At 69.2% G+C, this 18,813-nt stretch carries 23 protein-coding genes; 12 read left to right on the top strand and 11 right to left on the bottom strand.

Translation table 11 applies throughout. The features are described from left to right. Window positions 1-165: 165 nt before the first annotated feature. Both MIAR_RS08235 and MIAR_RS08230 read left to right on the top strand, forming a co-directional pair. Window positions 166-609, top strand: a complete 444-nt coding sequence (locus MIAR_RS08235; protein WP_285634020.1) for a hemerythrin domain-containing protein — start codon at window positions 166-168, stop codon at window positions 607-609. A gap of 139 nt (window positions 610-748) precedes the next feature. Further along, complete coding sequence (locus tag MIAR_RS08230; RefSeq protein ID WP_285634017.1) at window positions 749-1,570, top strand: DNA-formamidopyrimidine glycosylase family protein; 822 nt, start codon at window positions 749-751, stop codon at window positions 1,568-1,570. 27 nt (window positions 1,571-1,597) lie between these two features. Here MIAR_RS08230 and arfB read toward each other — a convergent pair whose 3' ends face one another. Then, window positions 1,598-2,041 carry an alternative ribosome rescue aminoacyl-tRNA hydrolase ArfB gene (gene arfB, locus MIAR_RS08225; protein WP_285634013.1) on the bottom strand — a complete coding sequence of 148 codons (444 nt, stop codon included), beginning with the start codon at window positions 2,039-2,041 and terminating at the stop codon, window positions 1,598-1,600. Window positions 2,042-2,058: 17 nt separating this feature from the next. After that, window positions 2,059-2,715, bottom strand: a complete 657-nt coding sequence (locus MIAR_RS08220; protein WP_285634010.1) for a dihydrofolate reductase family protein — start codon at window positions 2,713-2,715, stop codon at window positions 2,059-2,061. A gap of 154 nt (window positions 2,716-2,869) precedes the next feature. Here MIAR_RS08220 and MIAR_RS08215 point away from each other — a divergent pair, with 154 nt between their 5' ends. The 6 genes from MIAR_RS08215 to MIAR_RS08190 all read left to right on the top strand — a co-directional run bounded on the left by MIAR_RS08215 (window position 2,870) and on the right by MIAR_RS08190 (window position 7,027). Then, window positions 2,870-3,604, top strand: coding sequence for a class I SAM-dependent methyltransferase (locus MIAR_RS08215; RefSeq protein WP_285634007.1), 735 nt, complete (start codon window positions 2,870-2,872; stop codon window positions 3,602-3,604). 45 nt (window positions 3,605-3,649) lie between these two features. Then, window positions 3,650-4,012, top strand: a complete 363-nt coding sequence (locus tag MIAR_RS08210; RefSeq protein ID WP_285634004.1) for a hypothetical protein — start codon at window positions 3,650-3,652, stop codon at window positions 4,010-4,012. Between the two features lie 78 nt (window positions 4,013-4,090). Next, window positions 4,091-4,957 (top strand): AraC family transcriptional regulator, encoded by an 867-nt coding sequence (locus MIAR_RS08205; protein WP_285635708.1) that lies wholly within the window; start codon window positions 4,091-4,093, stop codon window positions 4,955-4,957. 152 nt (window positions 4,958-5,109) lie between these two features. Continuing rightward, on the top strand, window positions 5,110-6,033 hold the full coding sequence (locus MIAR_RS08200) for a Dyp-type peroxidase (RefSeq protein ID WP_285634001.1): 924 nt from the start codon (window positions 5,110-5,112) through the stop codon (window positions 6,031-6,033). A gap of 120 nt (window positions 6,034-6,153) precedes the next feature. Beyond that, on the top strand, window positions 6,154-6,693 hold the full coding sequence (locus MIAR_RS08195) for an alpha/beta fold hydrolase (RefSeq protein WP_285633999.1): 540 nt from the start codon (window positions 6,154-6,156) through the stop codon (window positions 6,691-6,693). Between the two features lie 7 nt (window positions 6,694-6,700). Next, on the top strand, window positions 6,701-7,027 hold the full coding sequence (locus MIAR_RS08190) for a YchJ family protein (protein ID WP_285633996.1): 327 nt from the start codon (window positions 6,701-6,703) through the stop codon (window positions 7,025-7,027). 10 nt (window positions 7,028-7,037) lie between these two features. Here MIAR_RS08190 and MIAR_RS08185 read toward each other — a convergent pair whose 3' ends face one another. The 3 genes from MIAR_RS08185 to MIAR_RS08175 form a co-directional block, all read right to left on the bottom strand. Next, entirely contained in the window at window positions 7,038-7,616 is a 579-nt protein-coding gene (locus MIAR_RS08185; RefSeq protein WP_285633993.1) for a 1-acyl-sn-glycerol-3-phosphate acyltransferase, read from the bottom strand. Window positions 7,617-7,660: 44 nt separating this feature from the next. Continuing rightward, a complete protein-coding gene (locus tag MIAR_RS08180) occupies window positions 7,661-8,311 on the bottom strand; it encodes a hypothetical protein (RefSeq protein WP_285633990.1) in 651 nt (216 codons plus the stop codon). A 130-nt stretch (window positions 8,312-8,441) separates the two neighbouring features. Next, on the bottom strand, window positions 8,442-8,732 hold the full coding sequence (locus tag MIAR_RS08175) for a Fe-S cluster assembly protein HesB (protein WP_285633987.1): 291 nt from the start codon (window positions 8,730-8,732) through the stop codon (window positions 8,442-8,444). Between the two features lie 144 nt (window positions 8,733-8,876). Here MIAR_RS08175 and MIAR_RS08170 point away from each other — a divergent pair, with 144 nt between their 5' ends. Further along, on the top strand, window positions 8,877-9,521 hold the full coding sequence (locus tag MIAR_RS08170; RefSeq protein WP_285633984.1) for a DUF1345 domain-containing protein: 645 nt from the start codon (window positions 8,877-8,879) through the stop codon (window positions 9,519-9,521). A gap of 21 nt (window positions 9,522-9,542) precedes the next feature. Here the strand turns inward: MIAR_RS08170 and MIAR_RS08165 are convergent, their stop codons facing one another. Beyond that, the gene (locus MIAR_RS08165) at window positions 9,543-10,016 is read right to left on the bottom strand and encodes a DUF6328 family protein (RefSeq protein ID WP_285633981.1); all 474 of its coding nucleotides are present in this window, start codon (window positions 10,014-10,016) and stop codon (window positions 9,543-9,545) included. 110 nt (window positions 10,017-10,126) lie between these two features. Here MIAR_RS08165 and MIAR_RS08160 point away from each other — a divergent pair, with 110 nt between their 5' ends. After that, the gene (locus MIAR_RS08160) at window positions 10,127-10,276 is read left to right on the top strand and encodes a hypothetical protein (RefSeq protein WP_285633978.1); all 150 of its coding nucleotides are present in this window, start codon (window positions 10,127-10,129) and stop codon (window positions 10,274-10,276) included. Window positions 10,277-10,297: 21 nt separating this feature from the next. On the opposite strand, the gene MIAR_RS08155 is transcribed toward MIAR_RS08160, so the two are convergent. The 3 genes from MIAR_RS08155 to MIAR_RS08145 form a co-directional block, all read right to left on the bottom strand. After that, window positions 10,298-10,876 (bottom strand): carboxymuconolactone decarboxylase family protein, encoded by a 579-nt coding sequence (locus MIAR_RS08155; RefSeq protein WP_285633975.1) that lies wholly within the window; start codon window positions 10,874-10,876, stop codon window positions 10,298-10,300. Between the two features lie 48 nt (window positions 10,877-10,924). After that, entirely contained in the window at window positions 10,925-12,028 is a 1,104-nt protein-coding gene (locus MIAR_RS08150) for a 3-deoxy-7-phosphoheptulonate synthase (RefSeq protein ID WP_285633973.1), read from the bottom strand. Between the two features lie 252 nt (window positions 12,029-12,280). After that, window positions 12,281-13,753, bottom strand: coding sequence for an MDR family MFS transporter (locus tag MIAR_RS08145; protein WP_285633970.1), 1,473 nt, complete (start codon window positions 13,751-13,753; stop codon window positions 12,281-12,283). 170 nt (window positions 13,754-13,923) lie between these two features. Here MIAR_RS08145 and MIAR_RS08140 point away from each other — a divergent pair, with 170 nt between their 5' ends. Beyond that, window positions 13,924-15,927 (top strand): ABC transporter ATP-binding protein, encoded by a 2,004-nt coding sequence (locus MIAR_RS08140; RefSeq protein WP_285635705.1) that lies wholly within the window; start codon window positions 13,924-13,926, stop codon window positions 15,925-15,927. A gap of 33 nt (window positions 15,928-15,960) precedes the next feature. Here MIAR_RS08140 and MIAR_RS08135 read toward each other — a convergent pair whose 3' ends face one another. Then, window positions 15,961-16,734 (bottom strand): SDR family NAD(P)-dependent oxidoreductase, encoded by a 774-nt coding sequence (locus tag MIAR_RS08135; RefSeq protein ID WP_285633967.1) that lies wholly within the window; start codon window positions 16,732-16,734, stop codon window positions 15,961-15,963. Window positions 16,735-16,751: 17 nt separating this feature from the next. Then, window positions 16,752-17,690 (bottom strand): glycosyltransferase family 2 protein, encoded by a 939-nt coding sequence (locus MIAR_RS08130; protein ID WP_344288638.1) that lies wholly within the window; start codon window positions 17,688-17,690, stop codon window positions 16,752-16,754. A gap of 69 nt (window positions 17,691-17,759) precedes the next feature. Between MIAR_RS08130 and MIAR_RS08125 the strand changes: the two genes are divergently transcribed. Next, window positions 17,760-18,749: a squalene cyclase gene (locus tag MIAR_RS08125; RefSeq protein WP_285633964.1), complete on the top strand. Its 990-nt coding sequence runs from the start codon at window positions 17,760-17,762 to the stop codon at window positions 18,747-18,749. Window positions 18,750-18,813 lie beyond the last annotated feature (64 nt).

The raw sequence follows: 18,813 nt of genomic DNA, 5'->3' as shown, positions 1-18,813 counted from the left end.
CGCGACGAGCCAAGGCATCCCCAGGGTTTGCACTACGCTGGCCTTCAGCGTCGCGTGCCGGTGGCAGACCGTGTCAGGCATGGAGGCGTGGAACCTGAAGGAGACGGACGTTGACGATGTCCACCCCTTCGCCCCAGCGTGACTGAGGGCGAGAAGACCAGGCTGGTGGCCTGGAGTGAAGAGCTGCGGAGCGTGCATGCACGGCTGCGCAAGGCGCTGCGGATCGCGCAGGATGCCGCAGCCGAAGGCGGATCGGTTGAGACGGCGAGTCGTGATCTGCTGCTGTTCTGTCATGGATTCTGCACTGCGCTGACCGGGCACCATGTGGCGGAGGACCGGGAGCTGTTCCCCGCCATCGCCGCGGAGCATCCGCACCTGCGGGAGACGCTGCGCAAGCTCGAGCAGGATCATTCGATGATCGCCCACCTGATGGGCGGGCTGCAGGCGGCGGTCGACAGCCGGGCTGCGCCGGACGAGCTCGCACGGCACCTCGACGGGGTCTCCGCGATCATGGAGAGCCACTTCCGCTACGAGGAGCGGCAGCTGCTCACCGTGCTGGAGACGCTCGCCCTGGATGCCGAGCCGAGTCGCGCGCTCGGACCGTTCTGAGGCCCCCGGTGTGGGCGACGCATGTCGCCCACACCGGGGAACGGGCCCGCTCGTGCCCGAGACATCTGCCCGGGCCATGGAGGGTGAGAGACCTCAACCCCCGGGGCCGAACCCAACGGTGCGGTGCGAGGATGTACGCATGCCCGAATCGCCGGAGGTCCAGGCGCTCGTCGAGTTCCTCGATGAGCGGATCACAGGTCGCGAGATCACCGAGGTGGACGTCGTCGAGTTCCGCATCATCAAGACGCGCGACCGCCTTCCCGCCACGCTGGCAGGCGCCCGCATCAATGGGATGCGACGGTTCGGCAAGCACGCCGGGCTCGAGACGACGGCGGGCTGGCTCATGATCGGATTCGGCCGGAACGGCTGGATACGATGGCAGGCATCCGGAGATCCGGCTCTCGATCCGCACGGTCCGGAGGTCGCCAGGATCATCCTCGACGACGGCGCCGTGATGCAGCTCGTCGACACGGGCGACTTCCTCGCCGTGACGGCATCGGTGGTTGATACCCCGACGGATGTCGCAGGCATCGCCGCGCTCGGTCCGGACCCGCTCTCCGCAGATTTCGCGGCCGATCACCTCGAGCGCGCACTCGGCACCCGCCGCAAGCAGATCAAGGCGCTGCTGCAGGAGCAGACCTCACTCGCGGGCATCGGCAACGCGTACTCCGACGAGATCCTGCATCGGGCACGGATCCCGCTCGCGACCCATGCCGCCCTGCTCGGCACGGCGGACCGGGAGCGGCTCTTCACCGCGGTCGTCGAGACCATGACCACAGCTGCCCACGAGCGCCGCGGCCTCCGCCCCGATGAGCTCAAGCAGGCGAAGGTCTCAGCGATGGCCGTGCATGGTCGGGGCGGAGAGGCATGTCCGGTATGCGGCTCCACGATCGTCGACCAGACGTTCGGCGGGGCATCCGCGCAGTCGTGCCCGCAGTGCCAGCCCGAGCACGACAGCTGACGGCACGCGCCGATCACGTACGACTGCTCAGTCGGCAGCACCGGGACGCCGGCGCGCGTCCTTCGTCTCGGAGCGCCGCTTCTTGTCGTCGAGACGCCGTCGCTGGGAACTCCTCGTCGGGCGAGTCGCCCTTCGAACGAGGGCCGGCACGACGGCATCACGCAGCAGCGCAGCGAGCCGCTCCCTCGCGGCGATGCGATTCAACCGCTGGGAGCGCTGCTCGCTCGCGCTGATGATGAGCGTCGTTCCGGTCAGCCGCGGCGCGAGCCGCGCCAGCACGCGGCGACGCTGCGTCTCGTCGAGGGCGCTCGTCGTTCCGAGATCGATCATGAGCTGCACGCGCGAATCCGTGGTGTTCACGCCCTGTCCGCCCGGTCCTGATGCGCGGGAGAACTGCTCGACGAGATCCGCTGCGGGCACGACGATGCCCCGGGGCGCGCCAGGGCCCGGCATCACGTGCAGATCGTCCACGTGTCCAGGCTGTCACATCACCGCCGGGTGAGGGTCAGGTGCGTCACCCCGCTCGGGGAGGACACGGCCTCGATCGCGTAACGCTCGTCGAGAGCATCCAGACCGTCCCAGAGCCGGACGCCGCGTCCGAGCAGGATCGGCACCTGCACCACGTGGGCGACATCGATGAGTCCTGCCGCGAGGAAATCTCGCAGCAGGGCAGGCCCGCCGCCGATCCGCACGTCCAGATCGCCAGCCGCCTCGCGCGCCAGGTCGAGCGCTTCTGCCGGTGAGGCGTCGACGAAGTGGAACACCGTGCCTCCCTCCATGTCGATCGACGGACGGGCGTGGTGGGTGAGGACGAAGACGGGTGTGTGGAACGGAGGGTTGGGCCCCCACCAGCCGCGCCACTCGTCGTCGGTGCCGATGCCGGTCCAGGGGCCGGTGGACGCGCTGAACTTGCCGCGGCCCATGATCTCGGCGCCGAAACCGAGACCGTGCTGTTCGGCGAACACGTTGTCGATCCCCGTGGAACCGCCCGGCTCCCCGACCATGGACCGCCAGAACCGCGTGGCGAACATCCACTCGTGCAGTCGCTCGCCGGCGTGGCCGAACGGGGCGTCGACCGTGATGCCGTCGCCTGTGCCGAAGCCGTCGAGCGAGACGGAGAAGTTGTGGACACGAACCTGCGACATGAGCGACTCCCACGGTTGAGCGACGGTGATCTGCGAATCGTGCTCCGGGTAATCTACCTCTCCGACTTCCCGCAGCTCTCGGCGGCGCCGTGCTCGGCGTGAGCGCCGCGCGGGGCGGGCGTTCGAGACGACGGCATCCGGCTAGCCTGTTCGGATGAGTGCCCTGCAGGACTACGACGCGCGGATCGTCCATCTCTACGACCTCGACAATCCCGACGGGCCGGATCACGACTTCTACCGCGCGCTGGCCGACTTCCGTGACGCGCGGAGCATCCTGGACCTGGGATGCGGCACCGGCATCCTCACCGTCACCCTGGCGGCCGAGGGAAGGCGCGTCGTGGGCGTCGACCCCTCCGCGACGATGCTCGCCTTCGCGCGGACTCGCGTGGGCGGGGAGCAGGTGGAGTGGGTCGAGGGCGACACCCGGATGCTGCCCGAGGGACGATTCGACCTGATGCTGATGACGGGCAACGTCGCCCAGCACATCCCCGACCCGGCGTGGATGCTCACGCTGCGGCACCTGCGTGCCGTCGCGGCTCCTGGCGCGATGCTCGCCTTCGAGAGCCGTAACCCCGCGGCGCGCGCCTGGGAGTCGTGGACCCGGGAGGAGCCGTCCGTCAGGGAGACGATGCACGGGGCACTGACGGAATGGAGCGAGATCGAGGAACGCGGGGGCGGCGTCGTGCTGCTGCGCGCGTTCAATCGCTTCGAGCGCACCGGTGAGACGGTCGTCGAGGAGCAGGTGCTGACCTTCCGCACCGAGGAGCGCATCATCCAGGATCTGCAGACCGCCGGCTTCGACACCGCCGCGGTGTGGGGAGACTGGGCGCGTGCGCCGTTCGACGGTCGGCAGAGGCTCATGATCTTCGAGGCCACGCCGACCGCATAGCATCGAATCGTCCCTGGTAGGGGCGCGAGAACGAGGGGGATGTGCATGGGCAGGCGCAAGACACCGGAGGAACGGGCCGACGAGGAGCGCCGCTACGCGCTCGCGAGCGCCGCGCACACGGACGAGGACTTCGAGCCGTTCTTCACCGACACGAACCAGGCGATCCGGAACGCCGCGGCGATGAACCCGGATGCCAGCGCGGCCGTGCTCGACCGCTTCGCGTCGGACCGCTTCTGGAGCGTGAGATTCGCCGTCGCCGAGCACCCACGCACGGACCGCGCGACCCTGCTGCGCATGCTCGAGACCGACCCGCGCCGCCGCGGTGTGGTGCATCACGAGACGCGGAAGCGCCTGGAGCGCGAAGGCGTCCGGTTCGGGGAGGACGGGATGCCGGTCCCGGAGGATTAGCATCCGATCGAATCGGACCGCGATGATCGGGCGCCGCGACGGTCGCTGAGACGAGAGTGGATGCCGAAGGGAGCAGCCATGATCGAAGTGCTCAACCACCTGGTCGACGAGATCGAAGCGCATCTCGGCGACGAGACGGACGTGGACGCGCTGGCCGCGCGCCTGGGCACCACCGGGTATCACGCCAGGCGGATGTTCTCGTCGCTCGCGGGCATGCCCGTGTCGGAGTACGTGCGACGGCGTCGGATGACGGTCGCGGCATCCGACCTGATCGGCGGCGACGATCTGCTGACCATCGCCGTGCGTTATGGATACGGCTCGACCGAGGCCTTCGGCCGGGCGTTCCGTGCCGTGCACGGTGCGAGCCACGGTGATGTCCGGCGTGACGGCGGCCCCCTTCGCAGTCAACCGCAGCTCAGGTTCCGCCTGACCGTAGAAGGGAGCACCCCCATGGATGCCCGCATCACCGAACGACCCGCCTTCCGCCTGATCGGGCACGCCGCGCGCGTGCCGCTGATCCACGAGGGGATCAATCCGCACATCCAGGCGCACATCGCCTCGCTGCCGATCGAGGAGCACGCGCGCCTCAAGCGGCTGAGCGACACCGAGCCCGCCGGGCTCCTGCAGGTCAGCGCCGACGTCGACCCCGACTACACGCAGGGGAGCGAGCTGACGTACCTGCACGGAGTCGCGGTCACCGCCGACACCGACGTGCCGGCGGATCTGGACGCCGTCGCCGTGCCCGCGGGGGCGTGGGCGGTGTTCCGCACCTCCGGCGCATATCCGGCCGCACTGCAGTCCACCTGGGCCGCGACCGCGACCGAGTGGTTCCCGTCCAACCCCTGGCGTCTGCGCCCGGGGCCGTCGATCGTCACCGTGCTCGACCGCGCCGAGGACTTCAGCACCGCGACGACGGAGCTGTGGCTGCCGATCGAGCGGAGCTGAATCGAGGCCGTGCGGCCGCGGATGCACCGGATGCCGGGCGTCCGCGGCCGTCTCGAATGATGCTCCCGGCACACGCGGATGCCACCCTTTCTCCCGTCGACAGTGGCAGAGTGATCGGGACGGACCGATTCGGAAGAAGGAGAAGGACCGGGATGGGCTTTCAGCAGGTCATCGCCGCGCCGGCGCGTGCCGCGCTGTTCCTCGTGCTCACCGTGAACGAAGGCAGCGAGGAGCAGGTCCGCGAGTTGCTGGCCGACGCATCCGGTATCGCCCGATCGGTGTCCTTCCGCACCCCCGACGACGACCTCGACTGCGTGATCGGGTTGGGGTCCGCGCTATGGGCGCGTCTGTTCGACGCCACGGCGCCGAAGGGCCTGCATCCGTTCGTGCCGCTCAACGGAGCACGCCACGCGGCACCGGCGACGTCGGGTGACCTGCTGCTGCACCTCCGCGCTCATCACATGGACTCCTGCTTCGAGCTCTCCAGACAGCTCATGAACCGCCTTCGCGGCCACGTCGAGGTGGTCGATGAGACTCACGGATTCCGGTACTTCGATGAGCGCGATCTTCTGGGCTTCGTCGACGGAACGGAGAACCCGCAGGGCGCTGCGGCGGACTCGGCCGTGCTCATCTCCGATGAGGACCCCGAGTATCGCGGGGGCAGCTACGTGATCGTGCAGAAGTACCTCCACGACCTGGGCGCATGGAACGCCCTGGCTGTGGAGGAGCAGGAACGCGTGATCGGCCGGAGCAAACTCGACGATATCGAGATGCCCGAATCCGTGAAGCCGGCGGACTCGCACATCGCATTGAACGTGATCACCGACGCGGGAGGCGTTCAGAAGCAGATCCGGCGCGAGAACATGCCGTTCGGCGCGTTCGGCAGCGGTGAATTCGGAACGTACTTCGTCGGCTACGCCGCCGATCCCGCTGTCATCGAAGAGATGCTGCGCCGCATGTTCCTCGGCGGACCATCGGGCGAGACGGACCGGATCCTCGACTTCTCGACTGCACGCACGGGCACTCTCTTCTTCGTCCCCACCGTCGACTTCCTCGACGGCGTGCCGACGCGCTGAGTCGACTCTCGCCCCGCCCCCGACCGAGGTCACCGCCCGGGCGCATCCGAAGTCCGCCGCCAGGGTGGCCAAGTAGGGTTGATGGGGCGCACCCCCGTTCACGACCCTGAGGAGCATCCAGTGGCAGAGAGCAGCACCTTCGAGCCGGACGGCCGTGCCGTCGACTACGTCGACGAGGGCGAGGGACCCGTCGGTCTCGTGCTCATCCACGGCATCGGCCGCACCGGTGAGGCGCTCGGCGTGATCGCGCACTATCTCGCCGAGGAAGCCGGCTTCCGTGTCGTGCAGATCGGCGCGGATACCGTCGACGACGTCATCGCGGTGATGGATCACCTGGGCCTGGAGGATGCCTGGATCGGCGGTCACGGCTCGGGTGGGACGCTCGCGCGCCACGTCGTCGCGGCGCACCACGAGCGCTCCAACGGCCTGCTGCTCCTGGGCGTGGAGGACGAGGACATCGCGCTCGCCCCGGCACTGCCCGTGCTCATCATCCAGGGCGCGGAGGACGATGTCACCCCGCCGGCGAACGGTGACCGCCTGCAGGCCACGGCGCCGGAGCGCGCGAGTGTGAAGACTCTCGCCGGTGCCGACCACCACTTCCCGGTCACTCACCCGATCGAGACCGCGTACATCATCGAGGAGTACCTGGACTGGGACTGACCACGTCATGACCGGCCAGGAGGAGCCTGCCACCGCTGAGGAGCTGATGCGCTCGCGGTTCGCCGCGTTCAAGAGTGCGGATGCGGCGTGGCTGCTGCGCACCTGGCATCCGTCCACCCGGCCGCACGATCTCGACCTCGGCGACAACCCGCGCTGGCGCGGGCTGCAGATCGTCGACGTCGTGGACGGGGGAGCGGATGCCCGATCCGGCGTCGTCGAGTTCCGCGCCACTTACCTGCAGGACGACGGAGAGCTGGGCATCCTGCACGAGCGCTCGCGCTTCGTCCGCGAGGACGGTCGCTGGTACTACGTGGACGGCGATCTCTTCGGGTAGCGCCCGCCGCTCACGAGGCGGGCGGCTGCTCCTCGCGCAGTCGCGGCTCGACGCGGTGCTCCGGCCGCAGGCCCGCCTTGTCGGCGTAGAAGGCGCGGATGCGGTCCATGTCGGCGGCCACATCGCCGGTCAGCTCGATGGTCGGCCCGAGGCCCGTCGTCATCGTGGTGCGATCGACATAGCCGAGGGTCACCGGCATCCCGGTCTCGCGCGCGATGCGGTAGAAGCCGGACTTCCAGTGCGAGTGCCCCTTGCGCGTGCCGTCCGGAGTGACGACCAGGCCGAAGACCTCGCCGTCCTGCACCTTTGCGACCACGTCGCCGACCACGCGCCCGGGATCGCTGCGGTCCACCGGGATGCCGCCGAGTGCGCGCATGATCGGACCGCGCCACCGGTCGAACAGGCTCTTCTTCCCGAGCCACCGCACATCGATCCCCAGCCGCCAGGCGATCGCGAGCATCAGCACGAAGTCCCAGTTGGATGTGTGGGGCGCGCCGATCAGCACCGTCGGTCGAGAGGGGGCGGGTTCGGTCGTCAGCGTCCAGCGGCTGAACGTCCAGAACACCCGGGAGATCAGGCGGCGGAGCATGATTCAACGCTAGGACAAGGAACATGCCGGGTACGGCATGATGATCAGAGGTCGCTGAAGTCGTTGCCGTTGCTGATGATGTGTGTCACTTTGTCGCCCTCCATGTCAAGGACTATGTACTCGCGGCCGGTGCGTCCGGGATCGGTGAGAGACACCGTGCCAGCCACCTCCCTCGCGCCGATGGCCAGTTGATCGGCCTTGCCATCACCATCCGCGTCGTACGCGATGTCCTCAGCACCCGCAGCCAGAGCCTGTTCCCTCGTCCAGCCGACCATCACCCCCTCTGGCCCCTGGAACTCAACCTCGTTCTGTTCGCGCGAGGCGATCCAGATCCCGACATCTCCCTCTTCGAACATGCTCGCCTTCACAGAGCCCCACTCGTAGACGACCAAGCCGTAGCTGTCAGGTCTGGGCGTCGCGTCGTCGAGTGGTCCCAACACGCCGCTGAGCGCTTCGAGGACTCCAGACCGATCGGAATATGGGATCTCTTCGCCGGCATCGATTGACATGCCGTCCAGTGAGATCTCGATAACGCGCGGGGTGCTGTTCGGCGCCGGAACATTCCCGACTTCTACAGATGAGGTGGTGGGCGAGGCCTGAAGCGGCTGAGCCACCGGTCCATCGTGTGCCGTGCACGCGCTGAGGGCGATGATCGTACTCAGCGACCCGATCAGAAGGAGTGGTCGAAGCCTCATGAGCACGATGCTAGCGGGGTGACGGGCGACCTCTGATAACGATCGTGAGCTGCGGCCGCGGGTCATCGGCGACGCACTAAGAAACCGCCACCTCCGCAAAGGCAGGTGGCGGTCTCTTCGGTGCGGACGGTCAAGCCGCCTGGGGGAGCAGTGTGAACGACACCGCACCCTGCTCATCGACCGTGGCGTCGAGCACCTTGTCGTTCAGAGCCTCGGCGGCGGCGTGCTCGAGGAACACGTGGATCTCGTCGTCCCCGATGACCTCGTCACCGGGTTCGGGCGTCGGAGCGACCGTGACGGCGAAGCGCGGCTCCGCCTCCGTCCCCGACGAGTGGATGCGAAGGCCCGCATCCGGCGTCGTGCTCTGCTGGGCAACGATGGTCGCCGCGATCGTGTTTGCGTTCTCGGTCAGGGTGAGCATGAGCTCTCCTTCCGGTTGCGGACACCGCACCGTCCAGCACGGTGTCCGAGCCACGATTCCGCACCAGGCGTCGACGGACAACCCGAACCGCCCGACTCGGAGGCCATTCACATCTGAGCCGGATCCGGCGCGTAGCATTCGCTCATGGACGATCAAGCCGTTCGCGCCTCCGTGCGAGTGAGGACCTCCGTCTCGGTCGTGATCGGCATCCTGGCCGGTGCCGGCATCGGCCTCTGGCTCGGCCCCGCCGCAGGCATCCTGGGCGGCTGGGGCACCCTCGCATTGGTCAACGCGATCTGGGTGCTGCTGATCGTGTGGCCCATGGATGCCGCCGCGACCCGGGCTCATGCGCTGGCGGAGGATCCGGGGCGCCGGGTGGCGCGGATCGTCGCCATCATCGGCAGCGTCGTCAGCCTCGCCGCCGTCGGCGTGGTCGTCGTGCAGGCACGGCACGCGCCTGAGATCCAGAGCTATCTGCTCGCCGGAACCGCGGTGCTCAGCGTCGTCGCCTCGTGGGTGCTGATCCAGGCCGACTACATGCTGCGCTACGCCCGGATGTACTACTCCGAGCCCGCCGGAGGCATCTCGTTCAACCAGCACGACGACCCGCAGTACAGCGACTTCGCCTACTTCGCGGTCGGCCTCGGCATGACCTATCAGGTCGCCGACACGAACGTGTCGACCAGCTCGATCAGGCGGGTCGTGGTGGCTCAGACCATGCTCGCCTATCTGTTCGGCGCGGTGATCCTCGCCACCGTCATCAATCTCGTCACAAGCCTCGGCGGCTGATCGCGCAGCGGTGAGTGCGGGTCAGTCCTGGCCGCGCTTGAGCATCGCTGGCAGTCCCACCCACAGCAGCAGGATCGCGACCACGCCGAGCGCCGATGCCACGATCGCGCTGGGCCGGTTCAGCGTGACGTCGAGGATCAGCGCCACCACGCCGACCGTCACCGCGCCGATGACCACGAGGTTCGCCTTGACCAGCCGGTTCGCCGTCCGCACCAGGGCGATCTTGCGGTGCTGGTGGAACAGCAGGCGATGCATGCCCACCGGCGCCAGCGCAAGCACGGTCGCGGTCGCAGCCAGCAGCACGAGCACCACGTACAGCGTCCGCTGCACCGCATCCAGGTCTGCGAATCGCGGCTGGAAGGCGACCGCGAGCAGGAAGCCGGTGAGGATCTGCGTGCCGGTCTGCATGACGCGCAGTTCCTGCATGAGCTCGTTCCAGTTGCGGTCGGCGCGTTCGAGGGGCGTCTCGCCGGGCCGCTGCTGCGGTGCTTCCATGAGCGGCAGGCTACTCGCGACCGACCGGGAGAGCGACAGGGCGCGCGCAACGCTGCAGGTGCTCGGCCTGTGCCGGAGCCCGTCCCGCCGGGGCGGCGTACCATCGAAGGATGGCCGATCAGCAGACAGATGACACGACGGTGACGACGCTCGCTGCGCCGCCGTCCCTGCAGCTGCTCCACACGGACGCCGAGGTCGGGCTGTGCACCGACGGCTACTGCGTGCTGCCCGGCAGCCAGGCGCCCCGACCCGCGGAGTGAGCCGCGCCGATTCCGCTGCGCTCAGATCCGCCCGGCGCGCCGCATCAGCGCGGCCGCGATCTCCGCGTCCAGCTGGGGGTCGTCGTCCAGAGGCACGGCCAGGGCGAGCAGCGACCGGCTGAAGTGGTTGCGCAGCCCTGCGGCCAGGGTGATGTCCAGGATCTGCCGATCCGTGAATCCGACGGCCCGCAGGGCCTCGGAGTCGGCATCCGTCATCGAGGCCGGCGCGGTCGAGAGCTTCTCGGCGTAGCGGATCACCGCCTGCTCGGCCTCGTCGAACCCGCTGTCGTCGTCCTCGGCGAAGCCGCGCAGCCCGACCTCGTCCACGACCCCCGCCTTCAGCGATTTGCGCGCGTGCGCGATCAGGCAGTGCGCCGACCCGATGCCACGCGCCGCACCCAGGGTCGCCGCCTCGTACATGCGGACGCCGATGGACGGCACGACCGCCCTCACGAGCGCCATGAACGCCTCGTGCGCCTCCGGGTTCACCGCCATCGCGGCGGTGTACGTGTGGATGAAGCCGTCGCCGGAGATGTCCTCCTCATACATCTCCGCGACGTGACCGCTGGCGCCGTCCCGCGCCGGAGGAGTGATGATCATGGCACCGCACAGTACTCCGCCGTCGCCGTGCGGGGAAGCCTCGGATCGTCAGGACGTCACAGGCATCCCTGACATGGCGGAGGCGCGCGCTGCGCTCGCGGCGGCGAGGGTGGCGAGTGCGTCCACCGTGGCATCCCACCCCATGCACGCGTCGGTGATGCTCTGACCGCGCACCAGACCCGCCGCGCCGTTCCGGACGTCGTGCTTCTGCGCCCCCGCGACCAGGTTGCTCTCGAGCATGACGCCGGCCACCGCGCGGCCGTCGGTCGCGATCTGCTCCGAGAGCTCCACGACCACCTCCGACTGCCGGATGTGGTCCTTGCCGCTGTTGCCGTGGCTGGCATCGACGATCAGCCGGTCGGTGAGTCCCGCGGCGGCGAGCCGCTCGGACGCCCGCCGCACATGCTCGGCGCCGAAGTTCGGGCCGTCGGCGCCGCCGCGCAGGATCACCGAGGTGTCGGGGTTGCCCGTCGTGGCGACCAGGCTCGCGCGCCCGTCGGCGCCGATCCCGAGGAACGCCTGCGGAGCGGATGCCGCGGATGCGGCGTCCAGGGCCACCTGCAGTCCGCCGTCCGTGCCGTTCTTGAAACCGATCGGCATGGACAGACCGGAGGCGAGCTGCCGGTGGATCTGGCTCTCGGTCGTGCGCGCGCCGATCGCGCCCCAGGCGATGAGGTCGGCGGTGTACTGCGGGCTGATGGGTTCGAGGAACTCCGTCGCGCAGGGCAGACCGAGCGCGGTCACATCGCGCAGGAAGCCGCGGGCCAGGCGGAGCCCCGCCTCGATGTCGTGACTGCCGTCGAGATGCGGATCGTTGATCAGGCCCTTCCAGCCGACCGTGGTGCGCGGCTTCTCGAAGTAGGTGCGCATGACGATGAGCAGGTCGTCGCGGTGGCGTTCCGCCTCGGATGCCAGTCGGCGGGCGTACTCGAGCCCGGCGTCCGTGTCGTGTATCGAGCACGGGCCGACGACGACGAGGAGCCTGTCGTCTGCGTTGGACATGATCGCCCGCACCTCGTCGCGGGCTCGGGAGACGACGACGGAGAGGCCGTCGACCGGAAGCTCACTGATCACCTCCGACGGGGAGGGGAGGGTGGCGAAGCCGCTGACGTGCAGGTCGGCGGTGCGGTCGGATGTCGTGATGCTGCTCATGGGTCCAGTCCTCTCGAAGGCGGACCCCGTGCAGAGCCCGCCGAAACGGCACGGGGCTTCGCCCCGAAATGACGAAAGGCAGAGCGGATGCTCTGCCTTTGCCGGCTCTGAAGGTGTCGGTGCGCGCTACATTCGCGCCGGCTCCTCCAGAGCCGGCCCAAAATACGCGAACCAACGGGTCATACCGGGAACACTACCGCACGCCCGGGGAGTCCGGGCGCGCGGCAGTGCCATGTGACGATGCGACAGCGGTCAGTGCCCGCCGTGCTGCGGCCCTTCGCCGTCGTCCTCGGGCTTGCGGATCAGGAAGGCGCCGATGATCGTGATCGTGGCGATGACCGCGCCGATCGTGACCGAGGTGCGCGTGCCCGCGGCGACGGCCGCCGGCACCTCGGTGCCGCCGCCCGCGTTCACGATCGTGGTGAACACGGCCATCATCACCGCGATGCCCGCGGCACCTGCGACCTGCTGGATGGTGCCGATCACCGCGCTCCCGTAGGAGTAGAACTTAGGCTTGAGCGAGGCCAGCGACGCGGTGAACAGCGGCGTGAACGACAGGGCGAGCCCCACCGACAGAAGCGTCTGCGCGACCATCACCAGCCAGACCGAGCTCCCGGTGCTGAGCGTCGTGAACAGCCAGAGCATGGCGGCGGCGAGGATCGACCCCGGGATGAGAAGGATCCTGGTGCCGTGGCTGTCGTAGATCCGGCCGATGACCGGGCCCAGCAGGCCCATCGCGAGCGCACCGGGCAGCACGACCAGGCCGGCGTCGAGCGCCTTCAGCTGCAGGGCGTCCTGCAGGAAGAGCGGGATCACCGTGATGCTGCCGAAGAAGGCCAGCGAGAGCAGGAACATCTGCGCCATGGAGAGCGAGAAGTCGCGCGACGCGAACACACGCAGGTCGAGCAGCGCGTCGTCCTCCTTCTGCAGCGCCACCTGGCGCCAGAGGAACAGACCGAGCCCGACCACGCCGACCGCGAGGGCGATCGCCATGGGCATCCAGCTGGCGCCGCTGCCCATGCCGCCGATCTGGCTGAGACCGAACACGAGGCCGCCGAATCCGAAGGCCGAGAGCACGATCGACAGGGCGTCGATCGGGGCGTGCATGGTCTCACCGACGTTCGTCAGCCAGCGCCATCCGATGAACATCGCGACCAGGGCGATCGGCAGGACGACCACGAAGATGGCGCGCCAGCCGAAGTGGTCGAGCAGGAAGCCGGACATGGTCGGCCCGATCGCCGGAGCGAGCGAGATGACCACGCTCACGCGGCCCATCATGCGGCCGCGGGAGGCGGCCGGCACGAGGTTCATGATCGTCGTCATCAGGAGCGGCATCATGACGGCCGTGCCGGATGCCTGCACGACGCGGGCGCCGAGCAGCATCGGGAATCCGGTCGCCAGCGCTGCGAGCAGCGTGCCGACGGAGAACAGCGCGATGGCGCTGAGGAACATCTGACGGGTCGTGAAACGGCGCAGCAGGAACCCCGTGATCGGGATGACCACGGCCATGGTCAGCATGAACGCACTCGTCACCCACTGCGCGGCGATCGGCGTGATGCCGAGGTCGGTGATGAGGTGCGGGATCGCCATGCCCATCGTCGTCTCGTTGAGGATCGCGACGAAGGCGGCGGCGAGCAGCACCCAGATGACGGCCATGTCCTTGGCCGGGATGAAGCCGGGGGAAGCGCCCTGGGCGGGTGTGGTGCCGGTGTCGGCGGTGGACATGGGACTCCTCAGGAGATCTTGATGTGCGGTGTTCTCGCGAGTGCGACTGATCAGCGTTACAGCGTAACCGGAGCCACCGACATTCCATTCCGGTTCGCAGGATCTTTCCGATGAACGCGCCCTGAACGGGCTTCGACGTCGGATGGGCGGATTAGCCTGGGGCGATGAGCATGGGTGGCGTTCGCGGTGGGGGCGGTCGCGGGTTCCGCGGTGTCGACGAGGCGGCGCAGCGAAGGCTGAACGCCGAGGCCCCGAGGATCGCCGACCTCGGGAAGCGCGTGGTCGCGCTCTTCCGCCCGTACCGCGGACGCATCGCACTGACCGTCGTGCTGGTGGTGCTGGGCGCCGCGATCGCAGTGATCCCGCCGCTGCTGGTGCAGCGGATCTTCGACGACGCGCTGTTCCCGGTCGGCGGCGGCGAGCCCGTGCTCGGTCTGCTGCTGCGGCTCGTGCTGAGCATGATCGGGCTGTTCCTGCTCTCGGCCGGGCTCGGGGTCGCGCAGACCTGGCTCACCTCCACGGTCGGAAACAGCGTCACCGGCGATCTGCGAGTGCGGCTGTTCGAGCATCTGCAGGCGATGGAGCTCGGCTTCTTCACCCGCACCAAGACCGGAGTCATCCAGTCGCGGCTGCAGAACGACGTCGGCGGGGTGTCCGGCGTGCTCACCAACACGATCACCAGCATCCTCGGCAACGTCGTGACCGTGATCGCCTCGCTCGTGGCCATGATCCTGATCGACTGGCGGCTGACGCTGATCGCCGTCGTGCTGATGCCGCTCCTCGTGCTGGTGCAGCGCCGGGTCGGGCAGGTGCGCGCGCGCATCGCCGGCCAGACCCAGGAGTCGCTGTCGGAGCTGACCGCGATCACGCAGGAGACCCTGAGCGTGTCGGGCATCCTGCTGTCGAAGTCGTTCAACAGGCAGCGCACCGAGTCCTCGCGATACCAGCAGGAGAATCGCAACCAGGTGCGCCTGCAGGTGCGCCAGGCGATGAGCGGCCAGGGCTTCTTCGCCGTGGTCCAGGTGCTGATGGCATCCATCCCGGCCGTGATCTACCTGGTCTCGGGCTATCTGGTCGCGGGCGGCACCGGCGCGATCACGGCGGGAACCATCGTCGCCTTCACCACCGTGCAGGCCCGTCTGCTCATGCCGATGATGGGCCTGATGCGCGTCGCGCTGGACCTGCAGACCTCCTCCGCCCTGTTCGCGCGCATCTTCGAGTACCTCGACATGGTCCCCGAGATCCAGGACGCCCCGGATGCGATCCCCGTGTCGCAGGCACCCGGCCCGCGGGGACGGGTCGAGTTCCGCGACGTCGTCTTCCGCTACCCGGATGCCGCGCCCGATGCGCGCGCGACGCTGCAGGGCGTCTCGTTCGTGGCCGAGCCAGGGCAGCAGGTCGCTTTCGTGGGGCCCTCGGGAGCCGGCAAGACCACGATCCTCTACCTCGCGCCGCGGATGTACGCCGCAGCCTCCGGCGAGGTGCTGTTCGGCGGCGCGGACGTGCGCACGCTCACCCAGGAGTCGATCATCGACGATGTGGGCATCGTGTCGCAGGAGACCTACCTGTTCCACGCGACCATCCGCGAGAACCTGCTCTACGCCAAGCCGGAAGCCACTGAGGAGGAGCTGATCGCGGCCTGCACCGCCGCGAACATCCACCACATCATCGCGGGCTTCGAGGACGGGTACGACACCGTCGTGGGCGAGCGCGGCTACCGGCTCTCCGGTGGTGAGAAGCAGCGGATCGCCATCGCGCGCGTGCTGCTGAAGGATCCTCCGGTGCTGCTGCTGGACGAGGCGACCAGCGCCCTGGACACCGTCTCGGAGCGTGTGGTGCAGCACGCGCTGGATCAGGCGGCCGCCGGGCGCACCGTGCTCACGATCGCGCACCGGCTCTCCACCGTGATGGGCGCCGACATGATCCACGTGATCGAGGCGGGCCGCATCGTGGAGTCCGGGACGCACGCCGAGCTGCTGGCCGCGGGCGGGCTGTACACCGAGCTCGCGGCGCAGCAGATGGCCGCCTCGAACGTGCTCTCGGACGACACTCCCGCCCTGCCGGAGCGGCGCGCCGATCAGGCGCCGAAGGACTCTGCGGCAGACGAGGCGGTGCGCGCGCTCACGGCATCCGTCCCGGTGCCCGACGTGCCGCACCTCGACCCCGACGCATAGCGGCAGCCGATCGGCGCGCGTTCCTGCACGCCATCAGTGAGCGGAGAGGCCGCCGTCCACGAACAGCGAGTGCCCCGTGACATACCCCGACCCCGCGCCGGCCAGGAACACCGCGGCACCGGCGAAATCGTCCGGCAGCCCGTTGCGGCCGATCATGGTGCGAGCCGCGAGCTCGGCGACCTTCGCGGGATCCTCCTGCAGCCGGGCGTTCAGCGGGGTCAGCACGAAGCCGGGCACCAGCGTGTTGCTCGTGACGCCGGTCCCGCCCCACGCTTCGGCCTCCGAGCGCATGAGTGATTCGATCGCACCCTTCGAGACGCCGTAGATGCCGCTGGACACGAACGCTCGATGCGCCTGCTGCGAGCTGATGTGGATGATCCGCCCGTAGCCGCGCTCAGCCATGCCCGGTGCGAACCGCTGCCCCAGCAGGAACGGGGCGTGCGTGTTCACGGTGAGGGTGGCATCCCAGTCGTCATCGGTGATCTCGGTCATCGGCGGACGGATGTTGATGCCGGCCGAGTGCACCAGGATGTCCGGCTCGCCGAACGGCTCGGCCACGGCATCCGCCAGCTTCCGGATGCCCTCCCGGGTGCTCAGATCGCCGATGACGCCGGCGGCGCGGCATCCGGCATCCGTCAGCTCCTGCACGGTCTGCTCCACGCGATCCGGCCCGCGGGCGGCGATCACGGTCGCCGCGCCCGCCTTCGCGAGTGCGGTGGCGATGCCGCGGCCGATTCCGGAGGAACCACCCGTGACGACGGCGGTGCGGCCGTGCAGCGAGAAGAGCGAGTCGAGGTAGGCGGTCACGGTGTCTCCGTTCAGGTTCACCACGCGAGGGCGGCTGCGAGGGCGGGGTCGGGGCGGGCGTCGGCGAACTCCGGAAGCTCCTGGAGCTCGGCCTCGAAGTCCGCCAGCGCTGCGGAGTACCCGGGGTCGGGATGCTCGGCGGCGATGCGATGCAGCGGCGGCAGATCCATGGCGAGGATCAGGTCGAGGCGGGCGACGACGGCGGCGCGGTGACCGGCATCGTGCAGCACTTGGATGCCGCCGCGGAGCGCCGCGAGGTAGTCGCGGAGCACCGGCATCCGATCCTTGCCCTGCGTGATCGAGGTGCCGTCGGCGCGCAGCCGCCAGTGCGCGACGATGTCGGGGATCACATCGAACGCCCGCGCCTCGGTGTACATCCGCTGTGCGACGATCTGATCCTCATAGGCGACGTTCTCGGGAAAGCGCAGGCCGTCCCAGAAACTCGTCCGGCTGAGCTTGGACCAGGCCACGATGTTCGCGGAGGCATCCGGATGCTCGGCGAGGGTCACGCCGAGACGCCGCGGCGAGGTGGCCTTCGCCACCCACGGCTGGACGCGCCCCGGAATATAGCCCGCGCCGTTCGCCCGATTGCGCACGTATGCACCGGCGACGAAGTCGCTGCCGGATTCCTGGAGAGTCCCCAGCCACAGCTCGATCGCCGACGGGGTGAGCTCGTCGTCGGCATCGAGGAACCCCAGGAACGGGGTGTCGACGCGATCCAGACCGATGTTGCGGGCAGCGCCCAGGCCGCGCGCCTCGACGTGGTGCAGCACCTCGAACCGGCCGTCGGATGCCGCCGCATCCGCGAACACGGCCCCGGTGCCGTCGACGGAGCCGTCGTCGATGAGCAGCGCTCGCCATCGCGGCACGGTCTGCGCCCGCAGCGATGCGATCGCGGCGGGTGCGAAGGAGGCGATGTCGCGCCCCGGGACGATCATGGTGACGAGCGGGTGCACGACCCCGATCCTACTTTTCCCGGAGGGGGCGGGCTTTCGGATGTCAGGGGCGCGGCGTAGCGTCGCAGCATGTCATCGCTGACGACCGAGAAGACGGACTGGCTGCTCGACTCCGACCCGGCCCTGCGCTGGCAGGTGCAGCGCGACCTGCTCGGTGATCTTGCCGATGTCTGGGAGGCGACGCGCGACCGGATCGCCACCGAGGGGTTCGGAGCGCGGATCCTCTCGCATCAGGATCCGGACGGGCAGTGGGCCGGCGGGGCGTACTTCCCGTCGCGCGAGCGCGACCTGACCGGGCTGGGGATCATCGAGAGGGACGAGGACGCGCAGCCCTGGATCGCGACGACCTGGGCGCTGAAGGACCTGCGCGATCTCGGCCTGAACGCGACGGCGCTCGCCGGAACGGCGGAGAAGCTCGCCGAGAGCAGCCGCTGGGAGTACGACGACCTGCCCTACTGGGGTGGCGAGGTGGATGTGTGCATCAACGCCTTCACCCTCGCGAACGGCGCCTGGCTGGGTGCGGACGTCTCTGGGCTGGCCGCCTGGTTCCCCGCGCACAGGCTCGCCGACGGCGGATGGAACTGCGAGGCAGAGGAGGGGAACTCGGTGCGCTCGTCCTTCCACTCCACCCTCAACGCGGTCGTCGGGATGCGGGAGTACGAGCGTCTCACCGGAGACACGTCATTGAGGGCGACGCGGCATGCGGGGGAGGAGTATCTGCTCGAGCGCGCCCTGATGCGCCGGCTCTCCACCGGAGAGACCGTCGCCCCGTGGGTGAGCGAGTTCATCGCACCCAGCCGCTGGCAGTACAGCGCGCTCGCCGCGCTCGATCATTTCCGCGCTGCGGCGCTGCTGGAGGGAGATGCTCCCGACCCGCGCCTGGCCGAGGCCGTCGAGCTGGTCCGCGCGGCGCGGCAGCCCGATGGCACGTGGTTGCAGGGCGAGGTGCCGGGAGGTGCGGTGTGGGTGGAGATCGACGCACCGCGGGGCGAGCCCTCGAAGTGGCTCACGCTGATCGGCACGCGCGTGCTCGACTGGTGGGATGCCGTGCAGCGCTGAGCGCCACCGCGTGGGCACGGGCACAGCCGCGCTGCCGCAAGGTGCGCCGACACCGCGTGCACGT

The organism is Microbacterium arabinogalactanolyticum (assembly GCF_030268005.1).
GTDB classification, from domain to species: Bacteria; Actinomycetota; Actinomycetes; order Actinomycetales; family Microbacteriaceae; genus Microbacterium; species Microbacterium arabinogalactanolyticum.
The sequence above is the reverse complement of the archived record's forward strand: the minus strand, read 5'-3'. Positions and strand labels throughout refer to the sequence as shown.

Coding starts and splice junctions, on each gene's coding strand:
- MIAR_RS08230 (WP_285634017.1), top strand. CDS start 749: ATGCCCGAATCGCCGGAGGTCCAGGCGCTCGTCGAGTTCCTCGATGAG.
- MIAR_RS08220 (WP_285634010.1), bottom strand. CDS start 2,715: ATGTCGCAGGTTCGTGTCCACAACTTCTCCGTCTCGCTCGACGGCTTC.
- MIAR_RS08215 (WP_285634007.1), top strand. CDS start 2,870: ATGAGTGCCCTGCAGGACTACGACGCGCGGATCGTCCATCTCTACGAC.
- MIAR_RS08210 (WP_285634004.1), top strand. CDS start 3,650: ATGGGCAGGCGCAAGACACCGGAGGAACGGGCCGACGAGGAGCGCCGC.
- MIAR_RS08205 (WP_285635708.1), top strand. CDS start 4,091: ATGATCGAAGTGCTCAACCACCTGGTCGACGAGATCGAAGCGCATCTC.
- MIAR_RS08200 (WP_285634001.1), top strand. CDS start 5,110: ATGGGCTTTCAGCAGGTCATCGCCGCGCCGGCGCGTGCCGCGCTGTTC.
- MIAR_RS08190 (WP_285633996.1), top strand. CDS start 6,701: ATGACCGGCCAGGAGGAGCCTGCCACCGCTGAGGAGCTGATGCGCTCG.
- MIAR_RS08185 (WP_285633993.1), bottom strand. CDS start 7,616: ATGCTCCGCCGCCTGATCTCCCGGGTGTTCTGGACGTTCAGCCGCTGG.
- MIAR_RS08180 (WP_285633990.1), bottom strand. CDS start 8,311: ATGAGGCTTCGACCACTCCTTCTGATCGGGTCGCTGAGTACGATCATC.
- MIAR_RS08175 (WP_285633987.1), bottom strand. CDS start 8,732: ATGCTCACCCTGACCGAGAACGCAAACACGATCGCGGCGACCATCGTT.
- MIAR_RS08170 (WP_285633984.1), top strand. CDS start 8,877: ATGGACGATCAAGCCGTTCGCGCCTCCGTGCGAGTGAGGACCTCCGTC.
- MIAR_RS08165 (WP_285633981.1), bottom strand. CDS start 10,016: ATGGAAGCACCGCAGCAGCGGCCCGGCGAGACGCCCCTCGAACGCGCC.
- MIAR_RS08160 (WP_285633978.1), top strand. CDS start 10,127: ATGGCCGATCAGCAGACAGATGACACGACGGTGACGACGCTCGCTGCG.
- MIAR_RS08155 (WP_285633975.1), bottom strand. CDS start 10,876: ATGATCATCACTCCTCCGGCGCGGGACGGCGCCAGCGGTCACGTCGCG.
- MIAR_RS08150 (WP_285633973.1), bottom strand. CDS start 12,028: ATGAGCAGCATCACGACATCCGACCGCACCGCCGACCTGCACGTCAGC.
- MIAR_RS08145 (WP_285633970.1), bottom strand. CDS start 13,753: ATGTCCACCGCCGACACCGGCACCACACCCGCCCAGGGCGCTTCCCCC.
- MIAR_RS08140 (WP_285635705.1), top strand. CDS start 13,924: ATGGGTGGCGTTCGCGGTGGGGGCGGTCGCGGGTTCCGCGGTGTCGAC.
- MIAR_RS08125 (WP_285633964.1), top strand. CDS start 17,760: ATGTCATCGCTGACGACCGAGAAGACGGACTGGCTGCTCGACTCCGAC.